Source organism: Micromonospora wenchangensis, assembly GCF_002210435.1.
In the GTDB taxonomy this organism is placed as follows: Bacteria; Actinomycetota; Actinomycetes; order Mycobacteriales; family Micromonosporaceae; genus Micromonospora; species Micromonospora wenchangensis.
In genome coordinates, this window is record NZ_MZMV01000001.1 from 30,607 (window position 1) to 49,510 (window position 18,904).

At 70.8% G+C, this 18,904-nt stretch carries 14 protein-coding genes; 4 read left to right on the forward strand and 10 right to left on the reverse strand.

Going from position 1 to position 18,904, the window contains the following annotated elements; translation table 11 throughout:
- Nucleotides 1-7: 7 nt before the first annotated feature.
- From brxD to B5D80_RS00170, 7 genes are all read right to left on the reverse strand, one after another.
- On the reverse strand, nt 8-1,309 hold the full coding sequence (brxD, locus tag B5D80_RS00140; protein ID WP_088641663.1) for a BREX system ATP-binding protein BrxD: 1,302 nt from the start codon (nt 1,307-1,309) through the stop codon (nt 8-10).
- Entirely contained in the window at nt 1,306-4,023 is a 2,718-nt protein-coding gene (gene pglZ, locus B5D80_RS00145; RefSeq protein WP_088641664.1) for a BREX-2 system phosphatase PglZ, read from the reverse strand. The genes brxD and pglZ overlap by 4 nt, the downstream gene beginning before the upstream one ends.
- A complete protein-coding gene (locus B5D80_RS00150; protein WP_245854123.1) occupies nt 4,020-7,868 on the reverse strand; it encodes a DUF6079 family protein in 3,849 nt (1,282 codons plus the stop codon). Before B5D80_RS00150 ends, pglZ begins: the two co-directional genes overlap by 4 nt.
- Nucleotides 7,869-8,079: 211 nt before the next feature.
- Entirely contained in the window at nt 8,080-8,715 is a 636-nt protein-coding gene (locus tag B5D80_RS00155; protein ID WP_169733017.1) for a phosphoribosyltransferase, read from the reverse strand.
- Nucleotides 8,716-8,812: 97 nt separating this feature from the next.
- The gene (locus B5D80_RS00160; RefSeq protein WP_088641667.1) at nt 8,813-9,727 is read right to left on the reverse strand and encodes a DNA-processing protein DprA; all 915 of its coding nucleotides are present in this window, start codon (nt 9,725-9,727) and stop codon (nt 8,813-8,815) included.
- A 119-nt stretch (nt 9,728-9,846) separates the two neighbouring features.
- The gene (locus tag B5D80_RS00165; RefSeq protein ID WP_088641668.1) at nt 9,847-11,889 is read right to left on the reverse strand and encodes a hypothetical protein; all 2,043 of its coding nucleotides are present in this window, start codon (nt 11,887-11,889) and stop codon (nt 9,847-9,849) included.
- Nucleotides 11,886-12,137 carry a hypothetical protein gene (locus B5D80_RS00170; protein WP_088641669.1) on the reverse strand — a complete coding sequence of 84 codons (252 nt, stop codon included), beginning with the start codon at nt 12,135-12,137 and terminating at the stop codon, nt 11,886-11,888. Before B5D80_RS00170 ends, B5D80_RS00165 begins: the two co-directional genes overlap by 4 nt.
- A 271-nt stretch (nt 12,138-12,408) precedes the next feature.
- On the opposite strand from B5D80_RS00170, the gene B5D80_RS00175 reads away from it, so the two are divergent.
- On the forward strand, nt 12,409-13,293 hold the full coding sequence (locus B5D80_RS00175; protein WP_088641670.1) for a helix-turn-helix domain-containing protein: 885 nt from the start codon (nt 12,409-12,411) through the stop codon (nt 13,291-13,293).
- Nucleotides 13,286-13,474 carry a DUF397 domain-containing protein gene (locus B5D80_RS00180; RefSeq protein WP_088641671.1) on the forward strand — a complete coding sequence of 63 codons (189 nt, stop codon included), beginning with the start codon at nt 13,286-13,288 and terminating at the stop codon, nt 13,472-13,474. Before B5D80_RS00175 ends, B5D80_RS00180 begins: the two co-directional genes overlap by 8 nt.
- An 87-nt stretch (nt 13,475-13,561) precedes the next feature.
- On the opposite strand, the gene B5D80_RS00185 is transcribed toward B5D80_RS00180, so the two are convergent.
- Together B5D80_RS00185 and B5D80_RS00190 are read right to left on the reverse strand one after the other, a co-directional pair.
- Nucleotides 13,562-13,969 (reverse strand): hypothetical protein, encoded by a 408-nt coding sequence (locus B5D80_RS00185; RefSeq protein WP_088641672.1) that lies wholly within the window; start codon nt 13,967-13,969, stop codon nt 13,562-13,564.
- Nucleotides 13,970-14,198: 229 nt separating this feature from the next.
- Nucleotides 14,199-15,014 (reverse strand): DUF4352 domain-containing protein, encoded by an 816-nt coding sequence (locus B5D80_RS00190; protein WP_088641673.1) that lies wholly within the window; start codon nt 15,012-15,014, stop codon nt 14,199-14,201.
- A 494-nt stretch (nt 15,015-15,508) separates the two neighbouring features.
- Between B5D80_RS00190 and B5D80_RS00195 the strand changes: the two genes are divergently transcribed.
- Nucleotides 15,509-16,837 carry an AAA family ATPase gene (locus B5D80_RS00195; RefSeq protein WP_158224095.1) on the forward strand — a complete coding sequence of 443 codons (1,329 nt, stop codon included), beginning with the start codon at nt 15,509-15,511 and terminating at the stop codon, nt 16,835-16,837.
- 88 nt (nt 16,838-16,925) lie between these two features.
- On the forward strand, nt 16,926-17,420 hold the full coding sequence (locus B5D80_RS00200; protein WP_158224096.1) for an RloB family protein: 495 nt from the start codon (nt 16,926-16,928) through the stop codon (nt 17,418-17,420).
- Nucleotides 17,421-17,423: 3 nt separating this feature from the next.
- On the opposite strand, the gene B5D80_RS00205 is transcribed toward B5D80_RS00200, so the two are convergent.
- Nucleotides 17,424-18,899, reverse strand: a complete 1,476-nt coding sequence (locus B5D80_RS00205; RefSeq protein WP_211291336.1) for a phosphorothioated DNA-binding restriction endonuclease family protein — start codon at nt 18,897-18,899, stop codon at nt 17,424-17,426.
- Between the last annotated feature and the right edge of the window lie 5 nt (nt 18,900-18,904).

Genomic DNA, 18,904 nt, shown 5'->3' on the forward strand with positions numbered 1-18,904 from the left:
CCGGTCTTCACAGGGTCAGGTCGACGTCGTCGGCCGAGGCGGCGTTCCGCTCGACCTCCGTCAACTCGTCGGCCCGCAGCGTCAACGCGTAGTGCTCACGAGGGTTCCAGTCGGTGAACTGGTCCACCCGGTCGAACACGTCGGCGACGAGCTTCTTGAGGTAGACCCGGGGCGCGACGCCGACCTGGCCGCCGAGTCGTCCGGCCACGGCCCGCGCGAGTTCGCCGAGGTAGTCGTCGTCGACCACGGCATCGACCCGGTCGCTGCCGTAGATGTCCCGGACCCGGGTGCCGAGCTGGATCAGGGCGGCCTCGGTGAAGCCGGGCAACCGGAGCTGAGTGGCGCGGGGATTGTCCCAGCGCGGTTCCGGGCCGAAGTCGGTGGCGAGGCGCTGGGCCAGCGGCGCGAGTCGTTGCACGCCCTGCTGGCCGTCAAAGAACGCCGGGGTGCCGGTGATCAGCAGGAACAGGCCTGGGAACCGTCCGGCGTAGATGTCGTCCACGAACTGCCGTAGCGCGTTGAGCGCCTTGTCCCGGGCGTCCGACCGGACCCGTTGCAGGGTCTCCACCTCGTCGAGCACCAGGAGCAGGCCCGGGTGTCCGCTGTCCCGCAGCACGGTGAGCAGGCCCTGCAGGAAGCTGAGCGCCCCGAAGTGGTCGAGGTCGCCCTTGACCCCGGCGGCCCGCCGCGCCGTGGCCGCGACATGTGGCTGGCCACCCAACCAGGCGGCCAGCCCGCCCGCGGTCACCTGGTCGCCGGAGGCGATGGCGGCCCGGTAACCACGCAGCGCCGCCGCGAAGCCGGGGGTGCTACGGGAGATCTCGGCAAGTCGACGTTCGAGCAGGTCACTGACCGCCCGGTCGAGCCCGTCCGCATCCGCCTCGGTGACCGAACCGGTGGCGAGCACGTCCTCCTCCAGGGCGAAGATCCACCCGTCGAGCACGGGCCGCAGCGCGCTCGGGGCGAACTGTTCGGTGGTCAGGTGCTCGACGAGCCGCCGGTAGACGGTCTCCATCCGGTGCAGGGGCGTCTCCAGCTCGGAGACCTGCACCTCGGCGACCGCGAATCCACGCCGCTTCGCCCGCTCCCCGAGCCATCGGGTGAAGAAGGTCTTGCCGGCGCCGTACTCACCGCGCACGGCCTTGAACACGCTGCCGCCACCGGCTACCCGGTCCAGGTCCTCATCGAGGGCGGCGGCGAAACGGTCGAGTCCGACGGCGAGGGCGTCCAGGCCGTTGGCGGGCACCGCGCCCCGGCGCAGGGCGTCGATGATGTCCCTGCGCCGCCGGGCGCTCACCTCCACCGTCATGACGCCTCCAGCCCGAACTGCTCGATCAGGAGCGGAACGTCGAGCTTGGCGGTCCGCCCGTCCGGGTCGAGGCTGAGCACCGGATACCCCTCGACCTGCAGCAGCCGACGCAGCGCGGCGAACGTGCCATGGACCCGGTGCACGGGCACACCGGCCCTGGTCGCCAGTGTCTCCAGGGTCGCCCGTCCGTTCCCGGCGATGAGGGTGGCCATCATCGCGGCCACCCGCTCATCGGGCAGGGGCGCGCGGGTACCTCGACGGTCGGCGTACACGGCGCTGGCCAACAAAGCGTCGACCAGGGTCGCCGTGGGGTCGACCGGGGGTGGCGCGGCCACGGGGCTCGGGGCGGGCAGGTCGAACAGGCCCTCGTCCTGAACGGGGTGCCGGACGGTTCGGCGGGTAGTCCGGGCGGTAGCCGTCCGGGCGGCGGGGACCGGGGTGGCTTCCGCGAGTCGCAGCGGCTCCCGCCACCACTCGGGGCTTGACACCGGGGCACCCGTCCAGCCCGGGACGGCGTTCTCGTCGTGTGCGGCGAAGAGCAGCAGCGGGATGACGGCTTCAGCGGGGGCTGCGCCACCGTGGTAGCCCGCCTTGCGGGGACCGTACCGCAGCTCTTCCCTCCAGGGCAGGATCGTCGCGCCGCCGCCGAGCGCCACCCGGCTGCCCCGGAAGAGCAGCTCGCCGTCGCCGGGCTCACCGGTCGCCGGACGCCACCGGTTCTCGCTGGAGTCCGAGGGTACGAGGAGCGCGTCGCTGCCCCGGTCGACGACGTGCCCGTGATCGGAGACCAGCACGACGACCCGGTCCTGGGCCACCGCGAGCAGGTCCCGCAGCCCGTTGACGGTGTCGGTGCCCCACTCGATCGTGCCGGGATCGCTGCGCTCCAGTGCGTCGTCGATCGTGTTGATCACAGCGGCCACCAGCGGCACGGCCGGGTCACCGATGGCGGCAGCCACCTCGGGGTCGACGGCGAGGCCGGCCGGGGTCCGCAGGTCGGACTTGTGCAACAGGACTCCGCCGGGGAACTGCGCGGAGAACGCCCGCAGCTCCGCGCTCCGGTCGCCGACGGCGAGCCGCCCGCTGAACAGGCTGCACCGGTTGACCTGGGTGACGGTCGGCAGGGCGGCGAGCACGCCGGTGCGAGGGCCACCACCGGGCGTCAACTCGGTCCAGGCACCGCTTCGGCCGAGCGAGTCGGCGATCTCGATTCCGGCGGCGACGCCCATGCCGTCGAGGACGACCATCAGGACCCGCCGCCCGTTGTCCAGGACCGGCCGGACCACCCGGTCCAATACGTCCTCGACCCGCAGCAGGGCACCCGGCTCCCGTTCGGCGGAGATCATGTCCTGCAGCAGTTCGGCAAACTCGCGGTCGTGCCGGGCACGCCGGGCGTCCACCGCAGTGTGCAGCAGCCGGTACGCCTGCGCGACCTGCTGGTCGACGTCACCGGCGAACACGTCGAGCCGGGCCCGGTCGACCCATCCGTCGGCGCGGACCTGCCGGTGCACCGCGTCGAGCATCGTGGCGGGCGTCGGTCCGTCGGGCAGGGCGAGCCACCGCAGCAGCCGTACGGCCATCCGGGCGGTCTCGACCCGGGACCGGTCGGCCGACCGGTGGGCCTCGACCTCGGCGAGCCGGTCCTGTGCCCGTTCGATCAGCTCGCCTGCGGTGGCGGTGGCCCCGCTGGCCGGCACGGCGAGCCGGACGGCGGCTCCGAACGCCCGCATCCGCTGGGTGAAGCCGGCCGGCAGCAGGGCCGACGCGTCGAGCCGGCCGGCCACGTCGATCTCCTCGGCGATCTCCTCGGCCCGGCGCAGCATCCTCCGTGCGTCGTAGCGGGCGGCGGGTTCACCGTCGAGGGCCCGGTAGATCCACGCTTCGGCTGCCTCACCAAAGGCGGTCGCCTGTGTCTCCGTCAGCCGGGTGCCACCGAGGCGCGGTTCGAGCCGGGCCCGGGCGACCACCAGATCCACGTCGGGCGTGGTCGGCACGCCTCGGGGCCAGAGCACCTCGGCGAGCAGCCCCAGCGGGATGGCATCGACGCCGTGACCGGCGCGCACGGCGGCCAGGACCGCTACGGCGACCGGGCCGGCCGCTTCGGCGAGGAAGGTGCCGATCCCTTCGGCCCAGTCGGCGGGCAGGTCGGCGAACCGGAGCTGGGTGGGGGCGTCGGTGCTCCACTGCAGGAGCCCGGCACCGTCCAGTTCGTCGGGGTCGAGTCCGAGCACCGCCCCGGCGAGGTGCCGCAGCGCGTGGTCCCGGGTGAGGATGAGACCGGTCGGCGGGGCCCAGCCCTCAGCCGGCGCGAGGTCGGTGAGGGCGTCGGCGACCCAGCGGCCGGTGCGCACCAGGGTGGAGTCGAGCCGGATCTGACCGCCGAACACCTGGGTGACCAGGTCCCAGGGGTCGACGCTGCGGCCCTTCTGCATGCTGACGTGGGCCAGCAGGCCGTCGCCCAGTTCCATGTCGGTGAGGTCGGTCAGCAGGACGAGCTTCTCGTGCGCGGCCCGGTCGACCAGCGCGGCCCGTGCGGCGATCGGCGTCGGGCAGGGCACGACCCGCACCGTGGTCTCCCCGACGGTGAGCGTCGGCTCGTCGGTCCATTCGGGGCGGGCGTGCAGGACGATGGCGTCGGAGTCGTCGCGCTCGGCGAGCCATGATTCGACCTTGCGGCGTACGGCCGCCGGGCGGACGGCGGCCCGGGTGATGCTCACGGTCGCCGCTCCGACTCCTCGGTGTTCCAGCTGACGGTGACCCGCCGACCGGCGGTGACCTCGGCACGCAGCTCGGTAACCAGTTCAATCAGCTCTCGCTCATCGGCCACGACCCTCGTGCGGAGAGCGGGCGGGTCATGGGGGCGGCGCTGCTGCGGCAGGACACACGTTCCGTCAATGGTCAGCGTGGTCAGGACGGAGCCCTGGCCGGCTGCCGACCGCTCAGACGCACCCTGCGACCCGGTGCCGACCTGCTCCTCCTGGTCGTCCGGCGACACGACTCGCCGCCCCGCACCACCCGACGACACGACCTCCGGCTTCCGGTCCGGCGGCGGTGTCGGCTCGACCTCGGCCAGCAGGGCGGCGGCGGCGCTAACCGCCTCCTGCAACGCCCGGGCCAGGTCGACGCCGTGCTGCTCGGCACCGGCGGCGGCGCGGAGCTGCTCGATGATGACCCGGGCGCGGTGGTCGGTGTCTATTCGTCGCTCCACCGCGCTGATCAGCGGCCACTGCGCGCCGTCCAGCGCCGCGACGAGGTGCCGCGCCTGTTTGAACACGACGCTGGCGGCCTGACCGTCCAGTCCGCCAAGGCGTTCTTCACCTTCGGCGATCAGGCCGACGAGGACGACGTCGTCCCGCTCGTCCCTGACCTGGGCGAGCAGCGCGGCGACCCGCTGGGCGGTGGCGAGCCGGCCGGCCGGTGCCGTCGGATCGAGCCCGAGCGGTGCGGCGTGCTCGATCAGCTTCGTGACCAGGTCCCGGGCGTGGGTGGCGTACGCGGTGGCGGCGCGTCGCAGGTCTCCGGCGAGGGTGGCGAGGTTGGCCGGGTTGCGGAATCGGGGCAGCACCTCCCCGAAGAAGGGCTGGCCGAACTGCACGGCCGCCTTCCACGCCTCGTCCGACGGCAGGTCGGGCTGGCGCAGCTCGAAGCGGTCCTCGACGCCGTTGACCGCGACGACGTTGGTCCGGCCGCCGTGTTCGTACCAGCTGAGTTGTTGCTCGCAGGAGAAGACCGCAATGATCAGGTTCTGCAGGTCCCGGTCGAAGCCGCGCCGCTTGGGCACGTCGAGCCACTGCCGGAGCTTGTGCACGGGGAAGTGGTCGCGGTAGTCCTCCTTGGCGGCTTCCTGCAGCAGGTGCCGGCTCCAGAAGCAGGTGCTGATGGTGAGCACGTAGCGGTGGTCGACCAGCTCGCCGAGCTGCAGCGGGTTGCAGATCCGGCGGAGCACCTTCTGGTCGGCGGGTGACGCGACCGAGACGCCGTGGGTCGGGTCGGCGGCGGCCTGACGGGCGTAGTCGAAGACCTTGGCCAGGTCGGCGCGGGTGAGCGGCTTCTCGTCGACGGGCAGTGCCGGGGTGCCCGGGTAGGACCACTCCAGCAGCTCGGCGGTGAGGTTGCGGAACGCGTCGGCGAGGGTTCCGCCCCGGGGGTCGCCGATGCGCAGCCCGTCGGCCAGGGTGTGCAGCACCCCCACGGTGTCGTCGTGCACGTCGGACGGCTGCGGGTTGGCCGCCCCGTACGCCTGCTTCAGCGCGGTGATCAGGCCGTCGCGGAGTTGGGTCTGCCGCTGCAGCAGGTAGACCCGGCCCTGCTGGCGGTCGACCTTGGGCCAGTCGGCGGCGAGGGTGTTGAGCCGCTCCCCCGCGCCGCCGACCCCGAGCAGATAGTTGATCTTTGCAAGCTGGGCGACCCGGCCCATCATGTCGTCGGTGAGATAGAGCGGCAGCCAGAACACCGTGTTGGAGCCCCTGGGCAGTTCCTCGATCCGGGCCCGGTCGGCGCTGCGCGGGTAGTCCTGCGGGTCGAACGGGTAGTCGACGACGATCCGCCAGGACTCGCCGGGTGCCAGCAGGGCGGCGACCGGCATGGCGTCGGGGTCGCGTACGTTGCCGAACTTCACCTGGACGACGTGCCGCCGTCCCCGCCAGTCGCGGGGCTGCTGCAGCTCGCCGTGGCTGCCCTCGCTGCCGGCCAGACCCATCTCGGCGCTGATCAGCTCGCGGAGCAGCTGTTGGCGCACCCCGGCCGAGGTCTCGTTGTGCGGCACCAGGTCGAGCAGCTTGTCGAAGTCGACGGTGTGCAGCTTGAGTGACACCACCGGGTCGTGGTCGTCGGTCAGGTGCAGCTCGCCGGCGTCCTGCTCGATCTTGCGGAGCCGATTGAGCACCATGGTGTTCTCGTAGCCGGGGATCGGCGCGGTGATGGACCCGAAGTTCAGCGCGTGCAGCTTGGCGGCGGTCAGGTTGTGCAGGGCCGGCACCTCGGGCACCAGCGCGCCGAGCAGAATCGTCTTGACCAGCTTGTCGTCGAGCTGGAACTGGGTGTGGGCGGTCGCCTTCTCCTCGTCGATACCGTTGAGGGCGAGCAGGATGGGGCGTAGCTTGCGCAGGTAGAGGGTGCGGGCGGCCTCGAACTGCTGGCGCAGCTTGGGCCGGTCGGGCAGCTCACCGTGCAGCACCAGCGGGTCGAACAGGGCGGCCACCCCGATCAGGTCGTTGACCCGCAGGGTGTCCCGCCGGTCGACGAGCAGCTCGGTCATCACCTTCAGCGCGGTCCGTTCGCGCTGCAGCGCCTGGGACAGCGCGACGAGGGTCGCCACCAGGGCCGGCGAGAAGGGGTAGAGCTGGCGGAAGGCGGTGGCGTCGGAGCCGATGCCGGCGTCGCCGTACTGCGCGCCGAGCAGCAGCGTGTCCCACACCTCGCGGTTGTGGCGCACGGCGGCGAAGGCGTTGTCGATGACCGCCCTGGCTGCGGCGTCGTTCGGTTTGAGCAGCCGGTTCTCGGTGATCGCGGGCAGGTTGGTGTCGGCGAGCACGATCTCCCCGAGCCGACCCTGGACACTGCGCATCACGTGCGCGAGGGCTTCGCGCTCGGTGCCGCCGACCTGCGGGCCGAGGAACTCCTCCAGGTTGCGCTGGCGGGCCACGAACGACACCAGCGGCAACGGCCGGGCGGCGTCGGCGGATTCGACCAGCTTGTTGAGCTTGGCACCTTCGGTGTTGACGAAGGTGTAGTCGGCGATCCGGCCGGACAGCCAGAGGATCAGCTCGTCGAGGAAGAACACGATCGCGTCGTACCCGAGGGATTTGGCGTGTCGGGTGATGACGGCGAGGCCGGTGTCGAGGTCGAGGTATTCGGCGCTGTGCACCGCACCGCTGAAGAACGCCTGGGTGAGCGCGCTGACCAGCGCGTCACGGTCCTTCGTGCCGGGCGGTTGGGCGGCGGCATCGGCGTACCGCTGCGGGGTCCAGCCCTCGGCGCTGGCCCGCATCGCGGCCAGGCCGCCGCCACCGGCGGTGGCACCGCCGCGCAGCGCCGCGAAGAACGTCTCGTCACCCATCGTCGCGCGCAGGACAGCCGCGTCGGTCAGCAGCGCGTCCGACCGGTGTACGGCGGGAACCGGGGCGTCGGGGTGGGCGGCGGTGACGTGGCGCAGGTAGCCCTCCAGGATCGCCTGTTCCACGGAGCGCGCGTCGAGCATGTGCAGGGTGAGGGTGAGGAACCTGCGGCCCGGCAGCCACGGCTCGGCGGCCACCACCGGGCCTGACAGGCCGCTGAGCTGCCGGGCCTTCGGATTGTGGGCGAGGATCTCGCGGAGCACGGCCATGAAGTGCGACTTGCCGGAGCCGAACGAGCCGTGCAGGAACATCGCCTGCGAGCGGCCGGTGGTGACGGCGTGGCCGATCCGCTGCAGCGCGGCGGAGAAGTTCTCCCGGAGCTGGTCGGTGACGACGTACCGGTCCAGGTCGGCGCCCTCGGCAGCCTTCACCACGAAGTCGCCCTCGCCGACGGACGTCGGAATGTCGATCAGGTCGCGCAGCAGCGTCACCGGTGGTTCCTCCAAGCCTCCCCAGGGTGCCCGACACGCTACCCATCGACCTGATTGCTCGGGTACCGCACCGGATGGCCAGTTTGCGGTCCGGTCGACCGCGCCACTGTGGACCGATGGCGGGCAGTTCCGCCGTTCGTCGGAGGAACCGCAGATCAATCAGGGTCTTACGTAGCCGGAGCGCCTGTGGACATGAAGGCGAGTCGGATACCGGACAGGCTGTAGCTCATCGCTCCATGGCGCAGGTCGACAGGTCGAACACCGGCTCCTCGATCGCCTTGAGCAGGGGCCGGGATGCACGGTGCTCCGGATTGACGTGCCGTCCCAGCACGACGATGGCCACCGAGTCAGCACCAGCGCTCTTCAACGCGTATGCGAGCGACTGCGCCCGGGAGCCGGTGGTCCAGGTGTCGTCGAGCACCAGCGGCCGGACGTCCCTGGCACGGCCGGGAAGTCGCACGCTGAACCAGTCAGGCTGGAAGTGCCGGACGTCGGGGCCGTGGTGTGGATTCGGCACGGCGGCCAGCCACGGCAGCCCGAGCCGGTCACCGACCAACTCCCGCAGGGGGTGCGGACCGGCCCTTCCCCGTGTGCTGGGCACGGCGACGACGTGGGTGGGTCCAGCGCCGAGCCGCCCGTACACACAGTCGAGATGATCCCGTAGGAACAGCAGCAGCAGTGCCAGCAGATTCCACTTCGCCTGCGCCGACGGCGGGAATGACTTGTACGAACGCAGGTGGTGGTGATGCTGGCCGGTGCGCGGTGAGTAGGAGATCGGCACGACCACGTCGGCGAGCAGCCCTCCGGACTCTGCCCGCTGCTCCTGGCAGGGAAAACACTGGGCGAACCCGGGGTTACGCACACCCCGGCACGTCGGACAGATCCATGGCTCTGCCGGCAGGGGGTTACGCAGGAAGTTCCGCTGGGTCTCGACGTAACCCCGGATGCTGGCCCAGGGGTCAGCGGCTGGCGAGCTCAGGAAAGCCCTCCAGTTCGGCAGTGACCGGCATCTGGTCGAGGATCGTCTCGACGGCCTCGACCAGTTCCAGCGTCCCCCGCGCCACGTGGACCCCGGGCCGGCCGGCGAACGCCCGCGCCCAGTCGTGCTGCATCACCTGGCCGGTCAGCACCACCGGCCGGCCATGCTGCAGCGCCAGCCGTGCCTGGATTCGGGCACCGCTGCGCTCACCCGCCTCGACGACGACGGTGGCGGCGGCGTAGCCGCTCATCACCGCGTTGCGCATCGGGAAGCTCTGTTTCGTCGGGGCAGCGTCCGGCCAGAACTGACTGATCACCAGCCCGACCCCGGCGATGTGCTCCTGGAGGGCACGGTTGGCGGCCGGGTAATGCCGGCGGATGCCGGTGCCGATCACCGCGACGGTGCGCCCGCCGGCAGCGAGTGCCGCTTCGTGGGCGGCCGTGTCGATGCCCTTGGCCAGGCCGCTGACCACCGTCACTCCCCTGAGCGCCAGAGAGGTCGCCACCGACCCGGCGATCTCCAGGCCCCGGTCGCTCGCGTCGCGGCTGCCGACCACGGCGATAGCACGGAAGTCGGGTCGCAGGTCTCCCCGCGCGAACAGCAGCGGGGGCATCTCGCGGACGTCGCGGAGCTGGGCGGGATAGTCGTCGTCGAAGAAGGCCCGCACGGTGATGCCCTCGGCCTGCCACGCCGCCAGGTCGGCCGCCGCAGCGTCGACCAGCTCATCGACGGAGCGGGTGTCGGGGAAGAGCGTGTCCGCCAGGCCCACGGTCCTGCCCAGCACCCTGAGCGCGCTGCCGTCCTCCTGAACCGCGTGGGCGGCGTCGGACCAGCTCAGGTCGGCCTGACGCAGCAGCGCGACCAGCGCCGCCCGCTCTGACGTTGCCCGGTCCATGGCCTTGATCGTAGAGCCAACCGCCGGCTCGCCCGCCCGTTGGCCACGCCCCGGTGGCCGAACAGACTGGTGTCCTCCCTCATCCCCCCACACGGATCGAACGTATGTTCCCCGCCTGGTCACGTCAACCAGAGATCCGGCAGGTCACCTGCTTCACTGACCAGTCGGATGCCGTCGTCGTCGTGCCGGTGGACGGTGTGGCCGGCGCGGGTGAACCGGATGCTGAGTGGGCGGCCGGCGTGCCGGGCGGCCAGTCGTCGCAGCTCCGGCACCGGGTCGGGTGGCAGCGGGCGGGGTGCCGTCCGGGGTGCCGGGACCGGCTGCCGGGGGTCGTCGGGCACGGTCTGCGGCAGCAGCACGTCCAGGCACTCCAGGCAGTGCGCCACGGCCGCCGCCAGGCTGGGCCGGTCGGGCAGGTCGTCGGGGCGGATCGGGGCATCGGGCGGGCGCAGGTCGACCGCCCAGAGCACCCCGTGCGCCCGCATCGGCGCGACCGGGTGCCGGCGCAGGTCGAGCACGTGCACCAGCAGCGCAAGGTCCAGGCCGAGGGCGAGGCGCAGCAGCTCGGTCAGCGGCGGCGCGGCGGGGGGTACGGCGGTCACCAGCAGGCGCGCGGCGGGCAGTGCCGGGCCGAGGACGGCGATCTGCTCCCCCACCGGGTCGGCGTCGGCCCGGGGCAGGGCGAGGTAGCCCTCCCGCACGTCCGGCGGAAGGGGGTGGCCGCCGTCGGCTTCGGCGAGGTCTTCCGGGCGTACGCCGAACGCGGCCGACCAGGCACCCAGCCGGTAGCGCCCGGGGAGCCGGATGACCGGCGGGCCGCCAGGCCCGGGGTCGACTGGTGTCACCGGTTCGGGCTGGCCGGCGTGCCAGGCGAGGTGCACCACCCGGTGCCTCAGGTCGGTCAGGGTGATCAGCGCCGTCTGGTGCATCAGGCCGGTGCCGCCGCAGGTGGCGCAGGTCAGCGCCGAGCGCCACCCGGCCGGGGCACCGGTCACACGATGGCGGTGGGTGCAGTCCCCGTCGGCAGGACGGCCGTGGGCCCGGCACGGGCAGGTGGACGCCGGGCGGCAGGCCAGGCACGGGCGGGTGGGCACCGGCTCGCCGAGCCACGGCGGGTCCGGTGGCTCGTCCATCCGGCGCAGTGGTGTCCGGGTGAGCCGGGTGACCTGGCCGGTGGGCTGGGCGACCAGGGTCTCGACGGGTTCGCCGGGGCGCAGTGCGGTGTGCCACCAGTGACCGTCCCGCCAGATGGCCTGCGCGCCGGGCAGCCCACCGCCACCGGTCCGGCCCGCGCTGTCGGCGCGGAGCCGGCGGGCGACCCGCGCCACGTCCGACGCGGCCGGGATGAGCGGCCGGAGCGGGTCGGGGCGGAGCATCCGGGCGGGGGCGTCCCGGCCGCGTTCGGTGAGCCCGGCCAGCGCGTCGGCGACGTCGGTGCCGGCCAGGGCCGCCGGCAGGTCAGCGAAGTCCGTAGCCGGTGGCCGGTCCGGCACCGGGGAGCCGGGCACCTCGTAGCGGACGGCCCAGCGCAGCTCGCCGTCGTGCCGGCGGGTCTCGACGACCAGGTCGAGCAGGAGCAGGTCGGCCAGCGCGCAGAGCCGGTCGAGCCGCCGCGCCGGATCGACCGGGGGCGCGGCGACCGACCGGCCGATCAGCACCCGCCATGCCGGCCGGGCCGCCGCCGCGAGTGCCTGCGCCGCCAGCTCGTGCCGCTCGGCCGCCGGCAGGTCGAGCCGCCAGGCTGCCGGCAGCCGTACGGTCACCGGGTCCACGGTGGCGGCGACCCCGGCCTCGGCGGCCAGCTCGCTCAGCCGGGGGGTGAGGTCGACCGACCAGCCGCCCGCCGGGTCGGGCCGGGGGTCGAGGTCGTCCGGCCCGACCCGGCGGGAGGCGACCGCGCCGGTGTCCAGGTTGGCGGCGGTCAGCACGAGCTGGGCGCGTCGCCGGCCCTGCCGTCCGCACCGGTGGCAGGCGGTGGTGACCGTGCCGGCACCCCGGCACAGGACGCAGGCCCGGTAGTGCTCGCGCGGCCCGCCCGGGTCGGTGGTCGGGCCCGCCTGCACGGCCAGGAGCCGGTCGCCGTAGCGGGTGCAGCGGCACGGGTCGCGCCGTAGGGCGGTGCCGTCGCAGTCAGGGCAGGCGACGGTGGGGACGCCGGTCACCGGGGCGGCCGGGCCGAGCAGGGCCCGTCGTGGGCGGTGCGGCGCACGCAGCGCGGCCCGCCGGGCAGCGGCAGGTCGCAGAAGACCCGATGGTGTACGCCCTGTTCGTCCTCGGCGGACACGGTCGTCTCCCCGGCGTCGACCTGCGGCAGGAACGTCACCGACCGGGCCAGCGCCGCGGTGAAGCGTCGGGCGGCGGGCAGGTCGGCGGCGGTGAACGGCAGGTGCGCCACCCAGCGCGCGGTCATCGGCGAACCTCCCGGCGATCAGCGATGCCGGCCGGGTGGACAGGACAGGGCATCGCGCGCACGGGCGCACCTCCTCGACGACCGATGGAAAGCGACAATGAATGGGGCCGTGGGAATTGCATGAACATCGCCTTTGTCCGGGTCATCTTGTAAGGTCAAAAGCACTGCCACAAGAGATTCCGGCGCATACTGTTCTGCTATTTGTGTGCAACATTCCATGTTCCAGAACGAGGCGTCGAGGTGTTACAAAACCCAACGGAGAGGAGGCCGGATGGCCGAGGACATGGGCTCGACGGTGCCCCGCCGCCGGCTCGGCAGGGCGCTGCGTGACCTGCGCACCGAGGCGGGCATCACCCTCGACGCCGCCGCCGAGGCGCTGGAGTGCAGCAGGCAGAAGGTGTGGCGGATCGAGAGCGGGCTGGGCTCCGTGCGCGGCGTCGACGTCCGGGCGATGTGCGAGCTGTACCGGGCGAAGGGCGAGCTGACCCGGGCGCTGACCGCACTGGCCGGCGAGACGAGGGCGAAGGGCTGGTGGCACGCCTACGGCGACGCCATCCCCGACTGGTTCGAGCTGTACGTCGGCCTCGAATCCGCCGCCTCACAACTGCGCTTCTACAAGAACACCCTCGTGCCGGGCATTCTGCAGAGCCGGGACTATGCGCTCGGCATCTACCGGATCGACCAGCCGGACATGAGCGAAGACGACCGGGAGCGCGCCGTCGAGCTTCGGCTGCAACGACAGTCACTCCTGACCCGCCGCCTGCCGAAGGCTCCGCAGGTGCAGGTCGTGCTCTGTGAGTCGGTCCTCCTCCGCCCGGTCGGCAACTCGGCCACGATGGCAGAGCAACTCCGGAGACTACTTCAGCTCAGCGAGCAGCCCAACGTGTCGATCCGCGTCTTGCCCCTGATCGCCGGCCCGCACCATGGAGCTGTGGGCGGTGAGTTCGTTCTCCTCGACTTTCCTCTGGGGAACCGGAGCACTCCAGACCCATCAGTGGTCTACAGCGAATCTTGGACCGGAGCGCTCTACCTCGACCGGCCGGGCGAGCTGGCAGCCTACGGGAAGGTCTGGTCGAGCCTGCTCACGCTCGCCCTCGACGAGGAAGAATCGAGGCATCTGATCGACAAGATTCTTGGGGAGGTCCACCATGGTTGATCTGACCGATGCCGGCTGGCGCAAGAGCACCCGAAGCGGAGGCAATGGCGGCGAGTGCGTCGAGGTCGCCTACAACCTGCCCGGCATCGTCGCCGTACGCGATAGCAAGGACCCTGCCGGCCCGGCCCTCACCTTCCCCCCAGCCGCCTGGATCACCTTCGTCGGCACGATCCGCCGCTGACGTCGGGCCAGCCTCGGGATATCTGCATCCCAATTGCACGACTACCGAGACCCCCGGCAAGCGCCGGGGGTCTCGGCTCATCTCGGGCTACTTGACAGTCCAGCGGGGCGGGATCGGTTCTCGATCGGGGGCGTACTCGACGGCGACCGGCCGCTGCTTGCCGGGCACCCCGAAGGTGATCCAACCGCGTACACATCGGCTTGGGGCAAGCGTCTTCTCCCCGAACGGGTATCCCGGCTCAGGGAACTGGTTGTAGCCGACAGATGACGCCTCTATCTGGCTGTCGTCGGCGTACACCAGTGTCCACGGCCCGTTGGACACCGAGATGCCGTTCGGCGCTGCGTCAGACTTGAGAGCACACACCTTGACATCGATCGCGGCCCATACGTAACCGGGCTGCTCGTCCGGCCGGGGAGCCGTCCGGGCGACGTTATGGCGGTAACCGTAGACGGTCGCGCTGGCAGCAGCGTCCACGCTGATGAACGTCTTGCCCATCGTGCGGGGGGCGTACGGGTCTGCGGTGGGACTCGAACTGCCGGCCGGACTTGGGCTGCTGGTCGGGCTCGGGCTGACCGGCGTCGGGAGCGGGGCACCCGAGCTGGCGGCGGCGGGCGTTGGCCTGTCGTCGCCGCCACAGCCAGCAACTGTGAGTGCAGCGACGAGCGCAACCGCGCTGGTGCGCACGACCCTCTGGTTCATGGGGCGTCTCCGGAATTGGGGCTGGTCACAGGGTGATGACGGCGTCTTCGGCGAAGGTGAACAGGCCGGCGTCGAGGGTGATCGTCTTGAGCTTGGTGCCCTTCGGCACGTCGAAGAAGACATTCGCGGTCACCGAGTTACCCGGGTTGATCTCGTCGAGGAATCCCTGCCCGTCACTGTTGCCGTAGATTCCTGCCGTTCCGTCGGCCTCGTACTCTCGGCCACTGCCGTCCTGGGCGGTGATACTGCCGTCGGCGTGGAAGGTGTGCGCGCTCTTGGTGACGTTCTTGACTGTCACGCCGACCTTGCAGAAGGTGCCCTGCGCCTTGGCGTTGAGGAAGTCATTGCCCACCCGGGAGATCCCGCACTTCACGCTTTTGACGGTGAACTCGAAGTCACCGCCACGCACCTTGTCGCCGATGCCGGGGGTCTTCGGCTTCGGCGGCGGCGAAGCCGCAGTCGTCTTGACCGGCGCGGGCGGTGCCGCACTCGCCGCCGGTGGAGCAGCGCCGGCTGGCGAGTCGCTCTTCTTGACAGCGGAGACGCCGCTGTCGGCGGAGGTCGCCCCAGACTTCTTGTCGTCGCTGGTCAAGCCGATCACCATCGAGCCGCCGCAGCAGAGCACCACGAATGCGCCGATGCCGAGGAGCGTGGGCAGCAGCCAGGCGGCGCGCTTCCGGGGGGCCGGCGGTGGAACAAACTGGCCGGGCGCGGGTGGCGGCAACATGCCGGGAGGAGCCGGGAACTGCCCGCCGGGCGTCTGCGAGAACTGAGCAGTCGGTGGCATCTGCGGCTGACCAGCAAGCGGTTGGTGGTGGGCCGGCTCATGAGGATTGGACATTGAGCAGTGGTCTCCCTGGTCTTGATCCGCGCTGCCGCGTACTGAGCAAAGCCCGTTGAAGATGCCATGGTTTATCCATGACGTTAGTCATCCTCCCGGCCCGAACCGCACGCCAGGTCTACCCGACAGCTAGCCGTTCCGGTGGCCCTGCGGTCAGACATTGAGCCAGCAATTCGACTTACGGCCAGGCACATCAGCGTGCGGCCATTGCTGCCCCAACCAGGCGCACGTCCTGTCGGATATCCGCCAACAGAATTCCGCGCTTATGAAGCGAGGGGAGATTCGGGGAACCTCATGTCCGCAAAAATGCCTGGCGATTCACGGGCGGCCGGCGTCTACGGTCGGACTACCCCACCTGGGTGCCATCCCTCACCAACCCGGCTCACACCGCCCCCTGGACACCGTCCACCTCCATGCAGGCTTGGACCAGTCTTCTCGTGGTTTACTCGCAGGGATGCGCCTGTAACCGCCCACCATCGAGGGGCAACTGCCCGATGCTGCTGAGTTTCCGCTTCGCCAACCACCGCTCGTTCCGTGCCGAGCAGCAGCTCAACCTCATGCCCGCCTACGGCGACGGTGACGAGGCGGGCGAGTCCGCTCCGCAGGCTGTCCCGGTCGTCGGTGTGTTCGGCGCCAACGCCTCCGGCAAGTCCAACGCTCTGGGCGCGTTGACGTACATGCGGGAGATGGCGGTGGGGTCGGACCGGGCCGTCGAACCCGGTGAAAGGCTGTCCCGAGAGCCGTTCCGGCTGGATGTCAGCGCTATTGCCCAGCCATCCCGCTACGTCGTCGATCTGCTGCTCGGCGGGACACGGCACACCTACGGTTTCGTCGTCAATGACGCACGGGTGTCGGAGGAGTGGCTCTACCACTATCCGGTGGGACGCAAACGGCGCGTCTTCGAACGCGACGGGGACGAGTTCTCCTGGGGCGAGGAGTCCGGCCGTCGGGGCGACCTGGGACAGATCGCGGGCATCACCGCGCCGACCGCCCTCTTCCTCAGCACCGTTGCCCGATTCGGCCACAGCCGCCCGGAACCCGATCCGGCGAATCCGCAGCCGCTGCACGACACCTACCGCTGGTTCTACCTCGCCAACCGGGGGGCCGACTCGTCCCTCGGGCCGTCCGTCCTGCTGGACAACAGCAGGGCTGACGCTCAGCGGCTTCGTCACCTCGTCGTCGACCTGTTGAGGGCTGCCGACGTGGGCATCGTCGATCTGGTGCTCCTACCCGAACGGATCAACTTTGATCACGTCTTTCCCGAACACACATTCCACGGCCTGGCCGCACGGCTGAGAGCTGGGTCCGAGGCGCTGATACCGCATCGCATCCAGTTCGCCCACCAGGGCCCGCAGGGCATGGCGCTGCTCGGCCTCCAGGACCAGTCCACCGGCACCCGCCAGCTCCTCACCCTGGGGCTGCGTGCTGCCGAGGTGCTCGGCACCGGAGCCACGATGCTGGTCGACGAGATCGACGCGAGCCTGCATCCGATCCTGACCGCCAAGCTGATCAGCCTGTTCCGCAGCCCGAAGGCCAATCCCCTGGGCAGCCAACTCATCTTCACCAGTCACGATGCCGCGTTGCTCGGCACCCTCGATGCGGAGGAGATCCTGCGCCGTGACGAGATCTGGTTCGTGGAGAAGGACGACGAAGGCGCTTCCTCGCTGTATCCGTTGACCGACTTCAAGCCCCGCAAGGAAGGCGAGAACCGTCAGCGCCGCTACCTGAACGGCAACTACGGTGCGGTCCCCAACCTGTCCAATCACCTGTTCGAGCAGGCCCTGGCAACCCGTGGAGACTCGGATGACGCCGCGACGCGGTGACCGACGAACGTCCGACCCGGTGCGCTCCGGTCGAGGTCGGGAGACCAACCTCCGACGACGCCCGGCGAGCCGGGAACAGCGGACAACCGTGCTGATCGCCACCAACGGCGAATCCACCGAACGGGACTACTTCAACGGGCTCAAGCAGGAGCCGTGGGTACGACCGCGGTTGGTCGTCGTGGCGGAACGCGGCTCCCCGGTGAACGTGGTGCGAGGTGCAGCGCGTCGGCGAGAGCGCGACGACTTCGACGAGGCGTGGGCCGTCTGCGATGTCGACGACTTCGCCACCGAGCCGGCGGCGCGCGAAGCCGTCGACTCCGACGTGAAGCTGGCGTGGTCCAACCCGTGTTTCGAGGTGTGGCTGCTGCTGCACTACGAGAGCTGCACCCGGTTCGTGGAGAACGCGAAGCGGGCCCGGGACCTGTTGCGGGCTCACGATCCCGACTGGGACAAGACGGCACTCGACTTCGCCAAGTTCCGCGACCGGATCGAGGACGCCCGCCGCCGGGCGGAGGGCCTCGATCCGGCCCCGGAGGGCAACCCGTCCACCTCTGTCGGGCAGATCATCGACATGCTTCGCTGATCGCTAGTCGGCCCTACCGCAGAACCGCCGATGGTGTCGGAGGTTCTCCCGCCCGATCGGGTGTTCCGCGTGCAGCCGCAGCTTGCCGATCTTCTTGCCGTCGGCGGTCCACCGGACGACGAGGTCGTTGTCGACGAAGATGGCGAACCCATCGAACTGGACGTGGTGGTTCGGGCAGAGGCAGAGCATGTTGTCGATCTGGTCCAGACCCTCGTGAGGTCTGCCCAACCCTCTGATGTGAGCGGCTTCGCTGTAGAAACCGCGCCTGGTCACCAGCCGGATATCACAGACCTGACAACGGTGCCTGTGGAGTCGCTTGACCTTCTCGGCGACAGCCGAACTGCGAATGATGCGGTCGATGCTCACCTTGCGTCGCCGTGCCGGCCCCTGATCACCCGGCTCCGGACGGACGGTCTCCTCGTCGTCCAGCACTCCGGCCGCCGAGTCGTAGCCAGCGAGCCCCACCTCTGCGAGGAACTTCGCCCGATCGATGTCGTCCGGCAGCGCGGTCGACAGCACCGCTACCGCGCGGCCCCGGGTCTCCGAATCACCGAACAGAGCCGTCGCCGCCGGGGTCAGGGAGACTTCACCCACGGCACGGGTCCCGGATGCCCGACCCGCGTGGAAGGCGGAAGGGTCGACTTCCCAGAGTTCACCCCGGCTGACGACCTCCCACAGCCCACTGGTCCGCAGGTCCGAAGAGGGCTCCGCACCGTACTGCTGAAGGATCGACTCAAGGCGGGACCCGGGGTGGGGTGGTTCGGCAGGTCGGCCTTGCGCGATGGCGATCTGCCCGATGTGCCAGAGCACGGTCAGGGGCAGGCGCCTGGCTGCCGGGTCCTCGTCGTCCCGACGACAGGCATCGGCGAGGCGCTCCAAAGCCTTGAACAACCGTTTACCGTTCAGCGTGCGAGGAGGGGTGGTGATGGAGGCGGGCCTGCGGGGCAGTATTCCCGCTTCGGCCAGCATCGGCGCGAGCGCGCCGTACTCGGCAGGACCGACCAGGGTGATACTCCGCAGCGGAACGCCCAGCCCGAGCTGATGCAGGATCGGTGCGGCAGGAATCGGCCGCTTGAGGCGCTCGATGTCCCCGAGGGCCACCATGTGCTCCCAGGTCTGCCCGTCCTCTGCGGCCCCCCAGATCCACTTGGCCGCAGCCGGGTTGTGCATCAGGTGCAGGATCCTGGCCCGCGCGATGAACGCCTTCTCGGCATAGAAGAGCACCTCATCACCGACCCGCCGGTCACGCAGCGCCCGCGCCTTGTAGTTGTTCACCTGGCTGGTCGGCGTCGACCCCCAGAAGCGCCCGACACCGTCCGGGTAGAGCGCGGTGAGGGCGGCCAAGTCGGGACCAAGCTCGGCCGCGATATCCCTCAGCCGGATCCCCCGCACGATGGAGTGCTTGAAGTTCTCCTCTCCCTTGTCCTTGCGACTGCCGCGCGGCTGCAGAACCAGTTGCAGCGTTCCGGTGGCATTCACCATTC